Source organism: Pseudomonas sp. (genome assembly GCF_051660785.1).
Taxonomy (GTDB): domain Bacteria; phylum Pseudomonadota; class Gammaproteobacteria; order Pseudomonadales; family Pseudomonadaceae; genus Aquipseudomonas.
The window spans coordinates 50,020-67,577 of record NZ_JBOFQE010000089.1 but is presented as its reverse complement, the minus strand read 5'-3'; the positions used below and the strand labels follow the sequence as shown (position 1 = coordinate 67,577).

Here is a 17,558-nt window from a genome sequence, read left to right as displayed (position 1 = left end):
GCCTGGAAGTCACCAACAAACAGTAGGCATTTATGTCTTCGTTCACGGGTCAAGGAGCATGGAAATGAGTGATATTTCTGTAGATTCAGCTCGCCAATACGTGACTGACCTCGAGCTTCCCAAGAGGCGTACCCGAACTCTCGAGTTTAATGCGCAAGACACTGCTGGGAAGGTAGTCGTCTTCGATGCCTCGAAAAATCAGGCGACTGTTATTGGTTCAGAAGTGGTGTCGTTTGTAAAAGGGGTTTCTGCCGAGCGGCGCCAGGATATTGTGGATTGCGCATCTCTGGCTCAACTGGCGGCTAACACAAAGGTCAATCTGAAAAGTGAGGTTTCGATTGGTACAACATCTATTTTGAGGTCCTGGAGAATCTGGGTTGGGTGATCCAGTCAAAAAGCTTTGATGTCTATAGTGGGCAAGTCAAAGGGCTTGAAACCCATGAAGCGATATTGAAAGTGGCGAGCGTTTTACTGGGTGCGGGTTCCACAGCGTTGACGATCGTTGTAGCAACCCTCGAAGCAATGAAGACAATGAAAAAAGACGATCCCTGGATAACCATTTTTAATCGCGAAAGTCAGCATGCAAACGCTACGAGATTTCAGATCGCTCTCGCACAACAGCAAGAGAATGGCGAGTTTGCAATCACGACCATGGCATTTGAACTAGACGCCAATTATGAAATGACCCAGGTCATATTTTTCAAGTTTCATTCCAATACGCTTAAGTTGAAACACTGCTCAGGCAAGATTACGGTCAATGATGTCGTGCTGTCTGGCGTTCGGGATAAATTGCGCGAAAAACTTATCGGTCGAACCAAAGGGTTCATTGATTCCATTGATCTTGATTGAGTAGCTGTTTGGACGATATTAGATCGGTTAACAGAGATCCTGATAAGACATGCAGTGCGATATGTCCACTGATTGAGCAGCTCTGTTGCCGTGACCCATGGGATCAGCGAGAGAAGCCGTTATATTCCATAATAGAATAAGCAGATAATTATATATTCCTTTTGTTGCTGGTTCAGGTGGTGCACTTTGATGGCCTGCGCATCCATGCGGATGTGTCCGATATCAGACAGGAAGCCTCGACATGACCATCAAAGCGATCAACGTCCGTAACCAGTTCAAAGGCGTCATCAAGGAAATAGTGCTGGGCGAAGTGGTGTCCGAAATCGATGTGCAAACCGCTTCCGGAATTGTCACTTCGGTGATCACCACCCGTTCGGTGCGCGACCTTGAACTGAAAGTCGGCAGCGAGGTGATTGCCTTCGTCAAATCCACCGAGGTCTCCATCGCCAAGCTTTGAAGAGCTCGTTCGGAATTCAACACCAGCGGCCTCGGCTAATGCCGGTAAGTCACGAGCGACGAAAATCCTGTGGGAGCGAGGCTTGCCCGCGAAGAATGCACCGCGTCTTTTCAGGTATTACGCGTCATCGTTCTTCGCGGGCAAGCCACGCTCCCACAGGTTCTTTGTACCCATCACACTGAGGTTTTCATGGCGACTCCTTTCAAACGTTCCCCGTTGACTCTGTTGGCAGCCTCCGTGGCGGCGATGAGTGCGTTGCTCAGCGGCGGCGTTCAGGCCGAGGGCAAAATCAGCATTGCCCAGCAATTTGGCATCGGTTACCTGATTCTGGATGTGGTGCGCGATCAGCAGCTCATCGAGAAACATGGCAAGGAGCAGGGGCTCGACATCAAGGTCGACTGGAACAGCATCTCCGGTGCCACGGCGATGAACGAGGCGCTGCTGGCCGGTGCGCTGGATGTGGTGTCGGCAGGCGTGCCGCCGATGCTGACGATCTGGGACCGGACCAAGGGCAAGCAAAACGTCAAGGCCATCGCCTCGCTCGGATCGATGCCCAACTACCTGCTGACCAATAATCCGAACGTGAAAAGCCTCAAGGACTTCACTGAAAAGGATCGCATCGCCGTACCGGCGGCGGGTGTCGGTTTCCAGTCGCGCACGTTGCAGATCGAAACGGCCAAGCAGTTCGGCGCTGACAACTTCAAGAAGTTTGACGACATCTCGATCAGCCTCGCGCACCCGGATGCGACGTCGGCGTTGATTGCGGGCGGTTCGGAGATCAACTCACATTTTTCCAGCCCGCCATTCCAGTATCAGGAACTGCAAAGTCCCAACGTGCACAAGGTGCTGAGTTCCTACGACGTGTTGGGTGGCCAGGCCACGTTTAACGTGTTGTACACGACCGAGAAATTCCACGACGAAAACCCGAAAACCTACAAGGCGTTTTACGCGGCGCTGGCCGAGGCCGAGAAAATCATCAAGGCCGATAAGCCCGCAGCTGCCCAGACCTATATCCGCGTGGAGCAATCGAAACTATCCTTGCCATTGGTAGAGAAAATTGTCGCCGACCCCGAAATCGACTTTACCGTGGTGCCACAGCGCACCTTTATCTATGCCGAGCAACTGCAGGCGCTCGGCGTGCTGAAAAACAAGGCTGACAGCTGGAAAGATTACTTCTTTGAGGAAGCACATGGCGGTGCAGGCAGTTGAGAAAAGACCGGACATCATGCAAAAGCAGAGCTACCAACTGCTGGAAGTCGCCAACGGCAAACCGATCAAGCTCTGGACCGAAGGCGTCCCGGTAGAAAACGAAGCCAGGCAGCAATTGATCAACACCGCGAAGATGCCATTTATCTTCAAACACCTGGCGGTGATGCCCGATGTGCACCTGGGCAAAGGCTCGACCATCGGCAGTGTGATCCCGACCGTCGGCGCGATCATTCCGGCCACGGTCGGCGTGGACATCGGCTGCGGCATGATCGCCGCGCGCACGTCGCTGACGGCCAGCGACTTGCCGGACAACCTGCATGGGTTGCGCTGCGCCATCGAGAAAGCGGTGCCCCATGGCCGCACGGTGGGTCGTGGCGTAAAGGACAAAGGGGCGTGGGACAGCGTTCCGAAGCAGGCCGATCAGGCTTGGGCTGCCTTGAATCCACGGTTCAAGGCGATCACCGACAAGTACCCGAAACTCGCCAGCACCAACAATCGCGGGCACTTGGGCACGTTGGGCAGCGGCAACCACTTCATCGAGGTGTGCCTGGATGAAACCAACCGCGTCTGGTTCATGCTGCACAGCGGTTCACGCGGGGTTGGCAACGCCATCGGCAATCTGTTCATTCAACTGGCCCAGGCCGACATGCGTCAGCACATTGCCGATCTGCCGGACCGCGACCTGGCCTACTTCAAGGAAGGCAGCAGGCATTTTGACGATTACGTCGAAGCCGTGAATTGGGCCCAGGACTTCGCCAAACAAAACCGTGCCCTGATGATGCAAGCGGTAATCCAGGCAACCCGAAAAGTGATCAGCAAGCCGTTCGAAGTCGCCCTGGAGGCGGTGAACTGTCACCACAACTACGTGCAGAAAGAGCGGCATTTCGGTCAGGAGATACTGGTCACCCGCAAGGGCGCGGTGTCGGCGCAGAAGGGCGAGTTGGGGATCATTCCGGGATCGATGGGGGCGAAGAGTTTCATCGTCCGCGGGCTCGGCAACGAGCAATCATTCTGCTCCTGCAGCCACGGAGCCGGCCGGGTAATGAGCCGTACCAAAGCGAAAAACCTGTTCACCGTCGAAGACCAGATTCGCGCCACTGCCCACGTCGAGTGCCGCAAGGATGCAGCGGTGATCGATGAAATACCGATGGCCTACAAAGACATCGACCGCGTAATGCACGCCCAGCGCGAATTGGTGGAAGTGCTGCACACTTTGCGTCAGGTGGTGTGCGTGAAGGGGTAGGTCAAGATCAAAAGATCGCAGCCTCGCGAGTTCCCTGTAGCAGCTGTCGAGTGAAACGAGGCTGCGATCTTTCAATCTAGCGATACTTGATCACGATCCCCTTGAGTTTTCGCCCCTCAATGGTCCGGACATCGCGAGCCCACAGCGGCCCGTTGACATAGGCGCCCATCGGCTGGATATGGTCGTAGACCACTACCACGGCATCACCTCCGAGCTTGGCCGACTCATCCCGCAGTTTCGCTTCTACCTCTGTGATCGGAGGCGCAGGATCGACGCTGGCATCAATCAATACTTCACCCAAGCGGATGTGCGGGCGAAGCGGTTCGGTCCGCAACACTACGACTTCGCTGGCCATTGTCGGCGCGGGATGCTCGACGCCCACATAAGCGGTGGTCCGCGCATCGACGGAGGCGCAACCATTGAGCGCAAGCAGGGTGGCGGCGAGCCCAGCCGCCAGCAGCGACAGTTTCAAACGGGTGGACCAAAGCGCGTCATGAGCAGGCATGTGGGTTTCCTCCGAAGGGCCGCAGCGATGCGGGGTGGCCTGTTGACGGTAGCAGACGGCCCGGGAGTTTCCAGAAAGCCCAGCCCCTTCAGGTTGGGCTTTTACACGCCTGAACGGTCACTGATCCTTTTCGCAATTCACCATCCACGACACACCGAAGCGGTCCACCAGCATGCCGAAACGCGCCGCCCAGAAAGTCTTTTCCAGCGGCATTTGCACGTTGCCGTCTTCCGACAGAGCGCCAAAGACACGCTCGGCTTCGGCAATGCTGTCGACATTCAGCGAGACCGAACACCCACTCATGTCATCCGTCGGGCGATCCGGTGTGGTGTCCGAACCCATGATTGCCTGATCGCCCACCGCCAGACGGGTATGGATGATCAGGTTGTGCAGGTCGGCAGGAAAGTGCTCGCGCGCCGGGCTTTCGCCGAAGGTCATCATCATTTCGATCTGACCTTGCAGGGCTTGCTCATAGAAGGTGAAGGCGGCTTTGCAGTCGCCGTTGAAGATGAGGTAGGGATTGATTTTCATGTTCTGCTCCCGGTAACCGTGGGCCTGGAGACCCACATTGGCCTTTGAATGGACTCCAAGTAGCAAAGCGTTAGAGGCGGGGTTGTGCAGGATTTGTTTAGACGGTTTTTCTATGGAAGAGGCGAGGCTTATTGCCTGAAAATTTCAGGCCACCGCGCGCGTGACGGATGACGGGCGCAACAAACGCTCGACGGCACCGGTCACCAGGTTTTCCAGCAGCTCATCGCGCTGCGCTTCCTCCAGCGGATGTTGTCCCAGCCAGCCGGGCGCGCTGTTGAGCAAGTTGGCGATGGCGTGTCCGGCGGCGATCAACCCCTGTTCGCCGAGACGGGACGGGGCGCCGAGCATCTTCAGCAGCTTGCGCTCGTATTGCTCGCGCAGCTGCCGAACACGCGCCTGTTGCTCATCGTTCAGGCAGCCGCTGTCGCGCTCCGCCAGGCGAAAATGCCAGGGCATTTCCCGGTGCAGATTCAGGTGCGCGCGAATAAGGTTCGGCAGTTTGTCGCGTTTGGCCGAGGCCTTTTGATCGATACGCCCGAGGGTCGACAGCAGTTCTTCGTAGAACTCCTCGATCAGATCGAGCAGCAAGTGCTGTTTGCTCGGGTAATGGTGATACAACGAGCCCGGGGACAACCCCAGGCATGTGGCCAGCTCACGCATGCCGACCTGCCCGAACCCCTTGCTGGCGAACAACTCCAGCACCTTGTCCCGGTACTCGGCGAAGCGCGAGCAACGCTCAGGCATAGGCATGGAAGCCACGTCCTGTTTTGCGTCCCAGGTAGCCGGCGGCGACCATTTCCTTGAGCAGGGGAGCGGGGCGGTATTTGCTGTCGTTGAAGCCGTCGTAGAACGCCTCGAGAATCGCCAGTACGGTGTCCAGACCGATCAGGTCGGCCAATGCCAACGGGCCGATCGGCTGGTTGCAGCCCAGGCGCATGCCGGCGTCGATGTCGTCGGCGCTGGCCAGGCCTTCCTGAAACACCAGGATTGCTTCGTTGATCATCGGCACCAGAATCCGGTTGACCACGAAGCCCGGGCGGTTGCCGGCGGTGATCGCGGTTTTGCCGAGGGTGGTGGCCATGTCCAGCGCCAGGGCGTGGGTCGCGTCGCTGGTTTGCAGACCGCGGATCACCTCGATCAGGCCCATCACCGGCACCGGGTTGAAGAAGTGCAGACCGATGAAACGCTCAGGCTGGCTGACGCTGGCGGCCAGTTGAGTAATCGACAGCGACGAGGTGTTGGAGGCGATCACACACTCGGCGCTGACCTGTGCCGCAATCTGTTGCAGCACACGCAGTTTCAGGTCGAGGTTTTCGGTGGCGGCTTCGATCACCAGTTGCACGTTCTGCAGGCTGCTGTAATCGGTGCTGGTGCGGATCTTCGCGAGGGCGTCGAGCTTTTGCGCTTCGGTCAGGGTTTCCTTGGCAATCTGCCGGTCGAGGTTTTTGCCGACGGTGGCCAGCGCCTTTTGCAGGGCGCTGTCGGCGATGTCGATCAAGGTCACATTAAAGCCGGCCAGCGCACAGACTTGCGCAATGCCGTTGCCCATGGTGCCCGCGCCGATCACGCCAATGTTTTGCAGATTCATGTCCCGTCCTTCCGATCAACCTTGCGATACCTTGGCCGCCGCAACGGCCGAAGGCGTACTATTGGCCGCGAGTCTAGAACCGGCAGGGCGGTTGTCCTATGCCGCAACTGTTCAACGGTGCTGGTGTTTTTTGCCATTCGGGCGATGGGGAGAGAAGCGTTCAAATGCGGGAAAAGGACTCGGTGGCGGCCTACTTCGTGCAGGCGATGATCCATGGGCAAGGCGACAATCCGCAGCGCTCGCGAGCTGCGCTGAAAGAGGCGGGCATCGACCTGGCGTTGATCGAGCAGCCGACCGCACGCGTGCCGGCGAGCGCGTTTGCCGCGCTGTGGCTGATTCAGATCCGCGAGTTGAACGATGAATTCTTCCGGCTCGACTCCCACGGCATGCCACCCGGCAGCTTCGCGCTGATCTGCCGCGCCTTGATCCAGGAGCCTGACCTGCACAAAGCCATGCGCCAGTGCCTGGCCAACTTCGCGCTGTTCCTGCGCGACTTTCGCGGCACCCTGACCGTGCGCGGCAAACGCGCGATCATCAGCCTCGACACCCACGCGCAAAACGAAGACGCCAGCCGTTTCGGTGAAGAGACGTTCCTGGTGCTGATGATCAGCCTGCTGTGCTGGCTCGGCGGGCGGCGCATCCCCATCGACCGCGCGGATTTTCGCCATGAACGTGTTTCCCTCAGCGACGACCGATTGCTCTGGGGCCCCAACCTGACCTTCGGTGCCGAACGCACCGAAATCGAATTCGCCAGCCACTACCTGCGCCTCCCGGTGGTCCAGGACCTGGCCTCACTGAAAGTGTTCCTGCGCACGGCGCCGCAATGGCTGGTGATCCGCTTTCGCAACCAACATGGCCTGGCGTCGCAGGTCCATCAGCGTCTGCGCAACAGCCATTACAGCCAATGGCCGACCTTGCAGGCGTTTGCCCTGGAACAACACCTCAGCCCCAGCACCTTTCGCCGCAAGCTTGAGCGGGAAGGCTGTTCGTATCAGGAGATCAAGGACGAAGTGCGGCGCGGGGTGGCGTTTGAGCAGTTGCGTGAGAGTCGGGCGAGTATCAGCGACATTGCTGAACAGCTGGGTTTCCAGGAACCGAGCGCGTTTCATCGGGCGTTCAAGAAGTGGACGGGGGAGAGTCCGGGGCGGTATCGGGCGCGGTTTCAGGGTTCCCAGTAAGTGTTTTGAGCGGGCACTTTGTGGTCAACCTTACTCGACCGTTTAACCATGAATGAGTGCTTGTTTAAAACTCATCGAGGTTACGTCCTGAAAGCTACAAAACCTTGCGCCGTTGCCTACGGCTGCGCCAGAATCCGCCGGCTTGTGCGCCTTGGGGCCGCTCGGTAACTTGATTCCCGTCACTGCCCTTCAGTGATCGGGTTTAGTCGCCCGCGTTAACTCAGTTGTGCGTGCATCTGTCATGCAGGTCTTCATTCCTGTACTTGATGGTGGCTGTACGCAGGGCGCTCTCGGGCGCGCCGGATTGCTGAGTTTCCCGGTCGACTAACCTGCGTGCAGCTGCCTCCCCTTACGTTTAGTCGCAAGAGGGGTGGCACCCAATTGGAAACTCAGCCTATGTTCAAGGTCACACCTAATCCGCCAGACAGCGATCCGGCGTCCCCGTACGAACCCGATTCAAAGAAGCTCAACGAGGCCGCCGAGAGGGCGCTCGACTTTCACTTTCCGTCGAATGCCGACATCAACGCCACGCCGCGAACACGCAGCAGCCTGTTTTCCGTGGACCCCGAGGCTACGGCCGAAACGCTGGCGGTTTATTTGGTCGAGACGCTGGCTTCGGTTGATGTGATGGTGCATCAGTTGGTGGATCATCTGGAGGGCGAGTCGCGTTATGCGCTGCTGGGTATTTCCAACAGCATCATGATGGCGGAGATCACGGCGAACCGGGTGTTGGATAAGATTGATTTGCCCAGGTAAGTCTGTAACTCGTTGAGCTGTGCAGCGGTGCCATTTTGGGGGCTGCTGCGCAGCCCAACGGGGATGAATCCCCTCACCACAGGTGTTTCCCGTCTGCACAGTTATCTAGCTGAAGTACCATGACGACATTGTCGTGATCAGCGACCTTCATCTGCCGAGCCCATCACCCTATGCCTGCGGCACTTTCCCGTTTCACCTCATTGCTCGACCAGGCCAGACGCGCCTTGCTCCTGGTCTGGGGCACTTCTCGCGGTCTATTCCTCGGCCTGGTCCTGGCCACCCTGATCGCCGGTGTCCTCCCGGCCCTGGCCGCCTGGCTGGGCCAGCGCATCGTCGATGCAGTGGTTTTCGCCATGCAATTGCACGCGCAGCAGGGCAGTGCGCCGTTGTGGCCGGTGGTGCGTTACGTGTTGTTTGAAGCGGGTGTATTGGCGTTGCTGTCCGGGACGCAGCGGGCGCTGTCGGTTCAGCAGTCGTTGTTGCGGGTGCAGTTGGGGCAGAAGGTCAACACGATGATTCTCGAGAAGGCCCAGACGTTGTCGCTGGTGCAGTTCGAGAATTCCGAGTTCTACGACAAGTTGGTGCGGGTGCGGCGCGAAGCGTCGACGCGGCCCTTGGCGTTGGTGATGAAGTCGTTGGGGCTGATTCAGAACCTGATTGTGTTGATCAGCTTCGGCGTGTTGCTGGTGCATTTTTCGCCGTGGGCGCTGGTGTTGCTGGTGGTGGGTGCGTTGCCGGTGTTTTTCGCCGAAGCGCATTTTTCCGGGGATGCGTTCAGGCTGTTCACGCGTCGGGCGCCGGAGAGTCGGCAGCAGAATTACATCGAGACGCTGCTCTCCCACGAGGGCTACATCAAAGAGGTCAAGCTGTTCGGCTTTGCGCCGCTGCTGTTGAAGCGTTATCGCGAGACGTTTGCCCGTCTGTATGCCGAGGACCGTCGGCTGACCTTACGCCGGGATGGCTGGGGGTTTGTGCTGGGGTTGCTCGGCACCGCCGCGTTTTACCTGGCCTATGCGTGGGTGGTGGTCGATACGGTCCACGGCCAGATCAGCCTTGGGCAGATGACCATGTACCTGGTGCTGTTCAAGCAAGGGCAGACGGCGGTGAGCAGCAGTTTGAGCGCCATCAGCGGTCTCTACGAGGATGGTCTGTACCTGTCGAGCCTCTACGAATACCTCGCCGAACCGGTGGTGGCCGATGCCGGGCATCTCACGGTGGGGGCGGTACCCGGTGATGGTTTGCGATTCGAGAACGTGGGTTTCCGTTATCCGGGGGCGAGTCGCGCCGCTCTGGAAGGCATCGACTTGCACCTGGTGCCGGGGCGCAGCCTGGCGCTGGTGGGGGAGAACGGTTCGGGCAAGACCACGCTGATCAAGTTGCTGACCCGCCTGTATCGCCCCGATCACGGGCGCATTTTGCTCGACGGCAGCGATTTGCAGGTGTGGGAAGAAGACGCGCTGCGTCGACGCATCGGCGTGATTTTTCAGGACTACATCCGCTACCAGTTTTCCGTCGGCGAGAACATTGGCGTCGGCGATACGCTGGCATTCAACGATGAACAACGCTGGAAAGAGGCGGCCACCGAAGGCATGGCCGCGCCGTTTATCGAGGGACTGGATCGAGGTTACGCCACGCAACTGGGACGCTGGTTTGCCGGTGGCCAGGAGTTGTCTGGCGGGCAGTGGCAGAAGATCGCCTTGTCCCGTGCCTACATGCGCCGCAACGCCGATATCCTGATTCTGGACGAGCCGACCTCAGCACTTGACCCGGCTGCGGAAGCGGCGGTGTTCGAGCATTTCAGCGAGCACACCGAAGGCCGCATGACGTTGCTGATTTCCCACCGGTTTTCCAGCGTGCGCAATGCCGATCACATCATTGTGCTGGATCAGGGGGTGATCCTGGAGCGCGGCGATCACGACAGTCTGGTGGCAGCGGGCGGGCGTTATGCGCAGTTGTTCAACCTGCAAGCCCGGGGTTACCGCTAGACCCGGCCACCTGCGCCGGTTTTGCCTTCATCAGGTTCTCGAGTGCCTGGCGGTATTGGCTGCCACCCAGGCTCATGCTGTTGTTGTGCGTACCGCCGGGCACCAGCAACAGGCGCTTGGGTTCGCTGGCGGCATTGAACAGCTGCTGGCTGAACCGCGAGGGCATGAACGGATCGGCCAGGCCATGCACCACCAACAGCGGCATGTCGATGTCGACGATCTTGTCGATGGAATCGAATTTCTGCGACAGCAACCAGCGCACCGGCAGCCATTTCACCGGCAGGTTGTTGTCGGCCACTTGCGCCACGGCATCGCCCAGCGACGTAAACGTGGACTCGATCACCAGACCGCGCACCGGTATCGCGCTGTGGTCCTTTTTCGCTTGTGCCGCCAGGTCTGCCGCGAGGTCGATGGCCACCGCGCCGCCCAGGGAATGGCCGTAGATCAGGCGTTTGTTGGCGTCCGGTTGCATCGCCTTGAAGCGCTCCCAGGCGACTCGGGCATCTTCGTAGACACTGGCTTCCGACGGCAGATCACCCTTGCTCTGGCCAAAGCCTCGGTAGTCGATCGCCAGCACCGAATAGCCCATCGCCCGCAATTGCTCGATGCGGAACGCCTGGCCGGTCAGGTTCCAGCGCACCCCATGCAAATACAGGATCGACGGCGCATCGCGACGCGCAGCGGGCCACCACCAGGCATGCAGGTTTTGCCCGCCCTTGAAGCTGGCAGGCTTGATATCGAATTCCTGAACGTCTTTGGGCAAACCGCGATACCAGCCGGCAGTGCCCGGCTCGATACGGAACAGCAGCTCGCGCTCTTTGTATTTGAGTACGCCGCAACCCACGGGCAAGCCGACAACCAGCGCGGCCATGCACAGCCAGGGTAGCCAGCGTCGGCTCAGGCGGCTCATCAGGTTTGAAAACATGCAAAGGTCCGGAGGGCGTAAAGGAAAGTTCGGGTTTTAACAGATGCGTGGGGGGAGGTGGGGATAAATTCGACAGTCGTATGGATGGGCCGGATCAGGCGGTGATGCTTCCGGCCCCATCGTCGGAACGCCGCCCGGAGCCGGCTCGCTCCCACATTGGAATGCGTACTCCTGTGGGAGCGAGCCTGCTCGCGATGGCGTCATTCCTACCTACGCATGTTCAAAGCTGCGCGCAAAGCCATTCGTCTTTGCCTCAAACCAAATCCTACAAAAAGATTGAATAATCACACAAAATGTTATTTAAATAACAAAACAACAACGTCCAGCGTCAGTCTGGCAAGCCGGATCAAGGTGGGATAGCAATGAGCAAGATCGCAGTCATCGGCAGCAACATGGTGGATCTGATCACCTACATCGACCGCATGCCGGCCCAGGGCGAGACGCTCGAAGCGCCGGGGTTTGCCCTCGGTTGTGGCGGCAAGGGCGCCAATCAGGCGGTCGCTGCGGCGAAGCTCGGTGCGCAGGTGCTGATGCTCACCAAAGTCGGCGATGACATGTTTGCCGACAACACGCTCGCGAATTTCCAGCGCTTTGGCATCGACACCCGTTACGTGCAGCGCGTGCCCGGCGTGTCCAGCGGTGTGGCGCCGATCTTCGTCCAGGCCGACTCGCACAACAGCATCCTCATCGTCAAAGGCGCCAATGCGCATCTGGTCCCGGCGGATATCGACGCGGCGGCCCAGGCATTGCGCGAGTGCTCGCTGATCGTTCTGCAACTGGAAATCAACGTCGACACCGTTTACCACGCCATCGAATTCGGCCGCGCCCACAACATCCCGGTGCTACTCAATCCGGCACCGGCCTTGTCAGGTTTGAACCGTGAACACCTGGCGCAACTGGATTTCCTGGTGCCCAACGAATCCGAGCTGGCGCTGATCACCGGCCAAATCGTCGACTCGCCGGAGTCGGCGCATAAAGCCGCGCAGACGCTGGTCGCCAGCGGCATTCGCCACGTCATCGTGACCCTCGGCCAGCAGGGCGCGCTGTATGTGGGTGAGGAGGGCGAGTTCCAGATTCCTGGCCTGTCCGTCGCCGCACGCGACACCACCGGGGCAGGCGACGCCTTCATCGGTTGCTTCATCCATCACTGGTGCCGCGACCGCGACATCCGCGCCGCCATGACTCAGGCCGTGGCGTATTCCGCCTGCTCGGTCACGGGCCTCGGCACCCAGACCTCCTACCCGGACGCCACTGCATTCGCTGAATTCCAACGCCAACTCGGCGCTTGAAATCGAGCTGATTCACCCTTCGACACTCACCACGGAGAACAACAATGACAAAGCCTCCGCTCCAACAGACGGCCGATGGTTTTTACCTGAACCGCACGCCCTGGTTCGCCTTCATTTTGCTGTGCAGCATCTTCGCGTTGTGGGCGGCGGCCGCGAGCATGAACGACGTGCTCATCGCGCATTTCAAGAAGGCCTTTCTGCTCAGCGATTTCCAGACCGCGTTTGTGCAGTCGGCGTTTTACCTGGGCTATTTCTTCGTGGCGATTCCGGCCGCGCTGGTGGTCCGCCGTTTCAGCTACAAGACCACTATCCTCATCGGCCTGATGCTGTACATGTTCGGTTGCCTGCTGTTCTTCCCGGCGGCGTCGAGCGCCAAGTACGGCATGTTCCTGCTGGCGCTGTTTGTGATTGCGGCGGGGCTGTCGTTTCTCGAAACCGCGTGCAACACCTATTCAACGCTGATGGGACCGCGTGAAACCGGCACCCGTCGCCTGAATATTTCCCAGACGTTCCACCCGTTCGGCGCGATGGCCGGCGTGTACGTCGGCAGCTTCGTGATGTTCAAGGACACCGACGCGACCCGCGAGCAGCTCACGCAAATGAGCGCATCCGACGCGGCGGTCCAGCAACTGCAAATGATCCAGTCCACTTTGCTGCCGTACAAATGGATGATCGCGGTGTTGGTGCTGATGTTCATCCTGATCGCCATCACCCGGTTTCCGAAGTGCAAGGGCAATCAGCCGAGCAGCACGAAAACCGCCAGCCTCGGCCAGAGCCTTTCCCGCCTGTGGCGCAACAAGCGTTTCACCTTTGGTGTGTTGGCGCAGTTTCTGTACGTGGGCGCTCAGGTCGGGGTGTGGAGTTTCACCATTCGTTTGGCGATGCAGTTGGGCGGCATGAATGAACGCAGCGCGTCGTGGTTTTTGCTGACCACATTTGCCGCGTACTTTGTTGGCAAGCTGATCGCCAACGTGCTGATGCGCAAGCTGCACCCGGCCAAGGTGCTGGCGGTGTACGGCGTGCTGTGCATCGCCTTGCTGGCATATACGATTCTGGTGCCGAACATCACCGCGGTGTACGCAGCCGTCGGCGTCAGCGTGTTCCTCGGCCCGTGCTGGCCAACCATTTACGGCCTGACGATTGACGGCTTGGGTGAAGACACCGGCGTCGGCGGTTCGCTGTTGGTGATGAGCATCGTCGGAGGCGGGGTGATTCCGATCTTCCAGGGCCTGCTGTCCGATTACAGCGGCGGCAACATGCAACTGGCCTACAGCGTGCCGTTGCTGTGCTTCATCGTGATCGTGATGTACGCGGTGCGTTGCCTGCGTCATTCCGACAGCGAAAGTGCGCCGGTGGGTGCGGTGGTGGCTTCATGAATACGCGGATCAGTCTGCAACCGTCGCAGTTCGGCGAGGCGCGCAAAACCTTGCTGGAGTCGGAGGCGTTCACGGTCAGTTCCTGGGTCTATCCCAGTGGCGTGCTTGCACTGGAATTGGCCAACAGCCGTGGCCGTCTGGTGGTGCTGCCGTATCAGGGGCAGATGATCTGGTCGGCGGTGTTCGACGGTTGTGATCTGACCATGAGCAACCTGTTCAGCCAGCCCCGGCCCAGCCCGACGGTGATCGGCACCTACGGCTGTTTCATGTTCCACAGCGGCCTGCTGCGCAACGGGTGCCCGAGCCCCGAAGACAATCATCCGCTCCACGGCGAGATGCCTTGCGCGGCGATGGATCGCGCCTGGCTGGAGGTCGGTGAAGACAGCGTCGGTCAATACCTGCGATTGGGTGGCGAATACGAATACGCGCAAGGTTTTGGTGATCGATATCTCGCCGGTCCGAGCGTGACCGTGCGAAAAGATTCGGGGCTGTTCGACATCGCCCTGCAGGTGACCAATCTGGCGGGCAAGCCCATGGACCTGATGTACATGGCGCACATGAATTACGCCTATGTTGAAGGCGCCCGTTTCATCGAGCCCTTGGGTTTCGAGCGGGTGCGCTTGCGCAGCAGCGTGCCGGCTCACGTGAAACCGACGCCGGCCTGGACCGACTATGTGCATGAGTTGGGGCAAGAACCGGGGCAATTCAACCGTCTGGATCAGCCGCATCTTTACGATCCAGAGATCGTTTTTTTCTTCGACAATGTGCTGGCAGACGACAGCGGTCATGCGCATTTTCTGCTGAGTCACCCAGACGGCGCCGCGTTCTACACCCGCTATCGTCCGGATCAATTCGACCATGCTGCGCGCTGGATTTTGCACAACGCCGATCAGCAAGTGGCGGCGTTCGTGCTGCCGTCCACCTGCGAGCCGGAAGGCTACCGCGCCGAGTCCACCAAGGGCTATGTGCGCTCACTGGCGGCGGGTGCGACGGCGGATTTCAGCGTCACCACCGGTTACCTCAGCGCGGAGGAGCAGCAGGCCTTGATCAGATGATCAACTGCGCGCCGCTGGCGCTGATCGCCTCGCGATAGACCTTGGGGATTTTCTTGTCGCTGACCACGAACTGGAAATCCTCAAGGTTGGCGAAATGTGCGGTGCGCACCGTGTCGAACTTGCTGTGGTCGGCCAGCAGCAGCCGCTGTTGCGCCTGACGCAGGACCTTCTGCTTGACCTCCACTTCGTTGAAGTTGAAACAGGTCACGCCGAAGTCCTGGCTGATGCCGGCGGCGGAAACGAAGGCCCAGGTCAGGCGCACGCTGTCGAGAATGCCGCTCTCGGTGGTGTTCTCGAACACCTGGTTCTTGCGGTGGAACGTGCCGCCGCACACGACGATGTGGCAGTTGGGTTTTTGCGACAGTTTGAGCAGCACGTTCAGGGAGTTGCACACCGCGGTGAACTCAAGCTCGTCGGGAATGAAGTCGACCACGAAAGGCGTGGTGGTGCCGCAGTCGAAGAACACCGTGTCGCCCGGTTGGATAAACCCGGCGGCGAGCTTGCCGATGCGGCGTTTTTCTTCGACGTGTCGGGTGTCCTGTTCGGCCACACGGTAATCGCCGGGCTCGTTGCCATCGTGGATTTTGGTGATGTAGCCACCGAGCAGCCGCAGGTGGTCGGTGTATTTGCAGAGGTCGCGGCGCAGGGTCATCTCGGACACGTCCAGCAATGCGGCCATCTCGCGCAGATGAATGGCGCTCTGGTCTTGCAGGGCTTGTTGAATCAGCTTGAGACGCTCGGCTTTTTTACTGTCCACAGGCATTCCGGGGTTGATTGTTGGTGTTATTTAAGTAACATTATTTGTGAGTTTTGTAACGTTTTTGCGCGAATCACCCTCGATTGTGGCGCAGGGGCATTTGAATATACAAACTGGAGTTTTTGCCATGGCACACCTCGAACCCAAAGCGCTGGCGCAATACATCGATCATACCTTGCTGGCGCCCGATGCTTCCCGCGAGCAAATCGCCGCGTTGTGCCACGAAGCCGCCGAACACGGCTTCTATTCGGTGTGCGTGAACTCGGGGCAGGTGCCCCATGCTGCGCAGTGCCTGGCAGGGCAAAGCGTGAATATCTGCGCAGTGGTCGGCTTCCCGCTGGGCGCCGGGTTGAGCGACACCAAGGCGTTTGAAGCCGAGCGGGCGATTGCTGCCGGCGCCGGGGAAGTCGACATGGTGTTGAACATCGGCTGGTTGAAGGACGGTTTGTTCGATCAGGTGCGCGACGACATCGCCCAGGTGTTGCAGGCGTGCGGCAAGGTTCCGTTGAAAGTCATCCTGGAAAACTGCCTGCTCACCGATGCGGAAAAGGTGAAGGCTTGCGAGATCTGCCGTGAACTGAACGTCGCGTTCGTCAAGACCTCCACCGGTTTCAGCCGCAGCGGCGCCACCGTGGACGACGTTGCGCTGATGCGCGGCACCGTCGGGCCTGACATCGGCGTCAAGGCCTCCGGTGGTGTGCGCGACTACCCGACCGCCCTGGCGATGATCGAAGCCGGCGCCACGCGACTGGGCACCAGCTCGGGCATCGCGATCATCAGTGGCGCAAAATCGGCGGGCGAGGGGTACTGAATCAGTCCACCTGCAACACGATCTTGCCGATGTGATCGCCGGCTTCCATCCGCGCATGGGCCTGCGCCGCATCGGTGTACGGGTAAACCTTGTCGATCATCGGCAGACAACGCCCGGCGGCGAGTACCGGCCACACGTATTCGCGCAGCTGCTCGGCGATCGAGGCTTTTTCTTCACGGGTGCGCGAGCGCATCAGCGAGCCGGTGATCGTCGCGCGTTTGCCCATGATCGCCATCAGGTCGACATCGTTGGCGTGGGCGCCGCCGAGGAAGCCGAGCATTACCAGTCGGCCTTCCATGCCCAGTGCCGCGATGTTCTGGTTCAGGTACGAGCCGCCCATGATGTCGAGGATCACGTTGACGCCTTTGCCGGCGGTTTTTTCCGCGATGACCTGGACGAAATCCTGGTCGCGGTAGTTGATCGCCTCGGCGCCCAACTGACGGATCGCCGCGCATTTTTCCTCACTGCCTGCTGTGGCGAAGGCCTTGACCCCGAATTCGCGGCAGAGCATCAGCGCGGTGGTGCCGATGCCGCTTGTGCCGCCGTGAATCAACGCGCGCTGGCCTTTGCTGGCGCCGCCCATGTCGAACAGGTTGGCCCAGACCGTGAAGAAGGTCTCCGGCACCGCCGCTGCGTGGACCCAATCCATGCCTTGAGGAATTGGCAGCGTCTGGCTGGTCGGCGCGACGCAATATTGCGCGTAACCGCCGCCATTGGTCAGCGCACAGATGTTGTCACCGACGATGAACTCGCTGACGCCCGCGCCGATGGCCACCACTTCACCGGCCACTTCCAGCCCGGGAATCGGGCTCATGCCGGGTTTCATCGGGTACTTGCCGGCGCGTTGAATCACATCGGGACGGTTGACCCCGGCGGCGTGCACGCGAATCAGCACTTCGCCTGGGCCGGCCGTGGGTACGGGCTCCTGGCGCGGCTTAAGTACCTCGGGGCCACCGGGCTCGGTGATTCCAATCAGGGTCATGGTTTGGGGCAAAGTCATTTCGGAGTCCTGTCTAGAAAGTCATCTGTAAATGGGATCGCATG

The 17,558-nt window shown here is 59.5% G+C and carries 19 protein-coding genes; 12 read left to right on the top strand and 7 right to left on the bottom strand.

Features of this window, described 5'->3' with window-relative positions; translation table 11 throughout:
* Positions 1-64: 64 nt before the first annotated feature.
* The 5 genes from ACRC4F_RS24885 (at position 65) to ACRC4F_RS24865 (ending at position 3,758) form a co-directional block, all read left to right on the top strand.
* Positions 65-385 (top strand): hypothetical protein, encoded by a 321-nt coding sequence (locus tag ACRC4F_RS24885; protein ID WP_438661743.1) that lies wholly within the window; start codon positions 65-67, stop codon positions 383-385.
* Entirely contained in the window at positions 382-849 is a 468-nt protein-coding gene (locus tag ACRC4F_RS24880) for a hypothetical protein (protein WP_438661742.1), read from the top strand. The genes ACRC4F_RS24885 and ACRC4F_RS24880 overlap by 4 nt, the downstream gene beginning before the upstream one ends.
* 241 nt (positions 850-1,090) lie before the next feature.
* Positions 1,091-1,306, top strand: a complete 216-nt coding sequence (locus ACRC4F_RS24875) for a TOBE domain-containing protein (RefSeq protein ID WP_154741692.1) — start codon at positions 1,091-1,093, stop codon at positions 1,304-1,306.
* Positions 1,307-1,495: 189 nt separating this feature from the next.
* On the top strand, positions 1,496-2,515 hold the full coding sequence (locus ACRC4F_RS24870; RefSeq protein ID WP_438661741.1) for an ABC transporter substrate-binding protein: 1,020 nt from the start codon (positions 1,496-1,498) through the stop codon (positions 2,513-2,515).
* 16 nt (positions 2,516-2,531) lie between these two features.
* Complete coding sequence (locus ACRC4F_RS24865; protein ID WP_438661740.1) at positions 2,532-3,758, top strand: RtcB family protein; 1,227 nt, start codon at positions 2,532-2,534, stop codon at positions 3,756-3,758.
* A gap of 76 nt (positions 3,759-3,834) precedes the next feature.
* Here the strand turns inward: ACRC4F_RS24865 and ACRC4F_RS24860 are convergent, their stop codons facing one another.
* The 4 genes from ACRC4F_RS24860 to ACRC4F_RS24845 form a co-directional block, all read right to left on the bottom strand.
* Positions 3,835-4,263: a hypothetical protein gene (locus ACRC4F_RS24860; RefSeq protein ID WP_438661739.1), complete on the bottom strand. Its 429-nt coding sequence runs from the start codon at positions 4,261-4,263 to the stop codon at positions 3,835-3,837.
* Positions 4,264-4,380: 117 nt separating this feature from the next.
* On the bottom strand, positions 4,381-4,794 hold the full coding sequence (locus ACRC4F_RS24855) for a VOC family protein (RefSeq protein ID WP_438661738.1): 414 nt from the start codon (positions 4,792-4,794) through the stop codon (positions 4,381-4,383).
* Between the two features lie 144 nt (positions 4,795-4,938).
* Positions 4,939-5,544 carry a TetR/AcrR family transcriptional regulator gene (locus ACRC4F_RS24850; RefSeq protein ID WP_438661737.1) on the bottom strand — a complete coding sequence of 202 codons (606 nt, stop codon included), beginning with the start codon at positions 5,542-5,544 and terminating at the stop codon, positions 4,939-4,941.
* Positions 5,531-6,382 (bottom strand): 3-hydroxybutyryl-CoA dehydrogenase, encoded by an 852-nt coding sequence (locus ACRC4F_RS24845; protein ID WP_438661736.1) that lies wholly within the window; start codon positions 6,380-6,382, stop codon positions 5,531-5,533. The genes ACRC4F_RS24850 and ACRC4F_RS24845 overlap by 14 nt, the downstream gene beginning before the upstream one ends.
* Before the next feature lie 164 nt (positions 6,383-6,546).
* On the opposite strand from ACRC4F_RS24845, the gene ACRC4F_RS24840 reads away from it, so the two are divergent.
* From ACRC4F_RS24840 to ACRC4F_RS24830, 3 genes are all read left to right on the top strand, one after another.
* Complete coding sequence (locus ACRC4F_RS24840) at positions 6,547-7,560, top strand: AraC family transcriptional regulator (RefSeq protein ID WP_438661735.1); 1,014 nt, start codon at positions 6,547-6,549, stop codon at positions 7,558-7,560.
* A gap of 396 nt (positions 7,561-7,956) precedes the next feature.
* On the top strand, positions 7,957-8,316 hold the full coding sequence (locus tag ACRC4F_RS24835) for a DUF6124 family protein (RefSeq protein ID WP_438661734.1): 360 nt from the start codon (positions 7,957-7,959) through the stop codon (positions 8,314-8,316).
* A 170-nt stretch (positions 8,317-8,486) separates the two neighbouring features.
* Positions 8,487-10,301, top strand: coding sequence for an ABC transporter ATP-binding protein (locus ACRC4F_RS24830; RefSeq protein WP_438661733.1), 1,815 nt, complete (start codon positions 8,487-8,489; stop codon positions 10,299-10,301).
* Here ACRC4F_RS24830 and ACRC4F_RS24825 read toward each other — a convergent pair.
* Positions 10,273-11,226: an alpha/beta hydrolase gene (locus ACRC4F_RS24825; RefSeq protein ID WP_438661732.1), complete on the bottom strand. Its 954-nt coding sequence runs from the start codon at positions 11,224-11,226 to the stop codon at positions 10,273-10,275. The two genes, ACRC4F_RS24830 and ACRC4F_RS24825, sit on opposite strands and share 29 nt — an antisense overlap.
* Positions 11,227-11,588: 362 nt before the next feature.
* Here ACRC4F_RS24825 and rbsK point away from each other — a divergent pair, with 362 nt between their 5' ends.
* From rbsK to ACRC4F_RS24810, 3 genes are read left to right on the top strand one after another with little or no spacing between them, the layout of a single operon-like run.
* The gene (gene rbsK, locus ACRC4F_RS24820; protein ID WP_438661731.1) at positions 11,589-12,515 is read left to right on the top strand and encodes a ribokinase; all 927 of its coding nucleotides are present in this window, start codon (positions 11,589-11,591) and stop codon (positions 12,513-12,515) included.
* 44 nt (positions 12,516-12,559) lie between these two features.
* Positions 12,560-13,891: an L-fucose:H+ symporter permease gene (gene fucP / locus ACRC4F_RS24815; protein ID WP_438661730.1), complete on the top strand. Its 1,332-nt coding sequence runs from the start codon at positions 12,560-12,562 to the stop codon at positions 13,889-13,891.
* On the top strand, positions 13,888-14,946 hold the full coding sequence (locus ACRC4F_RS24810; RefSeq protein ID WP_438661729.1) for an aldose 1-epimerase family protein: 1,059 nt from the start codon (positions 13,888-13,890) through the stop codon (positions 14,944-14,946). Before fucP ends, ACRC4F_RS24810 begins: the two co-directional genes overlap by 4 nt.
* On the opposite strand, the gene deoR is transcribed toward ACRC4F_RS24810, so the two are convergent.
* Positions 14,939-15,709, bottom strand: coding sequence for a DNA-binding transcriptional repressor DeoR (gene deoR, locus ACRC4F_RS24805; RefSeq protein ID WP_438661728.1), 771 nt, complete (start codon positions 15,707-15,709; stop codon positions 14,939-14,941). The two genes, ACRC4F_RS24810 and deoR, sit on opposite strands and share 8 nt — an antisense overlap.
* Positions 15,710-15,830: 121 nt before the next feature.
* On the opposite strand from deoR, the gene deoC reads away from it, so the two are divergent.
* Positions 15,831-16,514: a deoxyribose-phosphate aldolase gene (gene deoC, locus ACRC4F_RS24800; RefSeq protein ID WP_438661727.1), complete on the top strand. Its 684-nt coding sequence runs from the start codon at positions 15,831-15,833 to the stop codon at positions 16,512-16,514.
* A 1-nt stretch (position 16,515) separates the two neighbouring features.
* Here the strand turns inward: deoC and ACRC4F_RS24795 are convergent, their stop codons facing one another.
* Positions 16,516-17,514, bottom strand: coding sequence for an NAD(P)H-quinone oxidoreductase (locus ACRC4F_RS24795; protein ID WP_438661726.1), 999 nt, complete (start codon positions 17,512-17,514; stop codon positions 16,516-16,518).
* Positions 17,515-17,558: the final 44 nt, after the last annotated feature.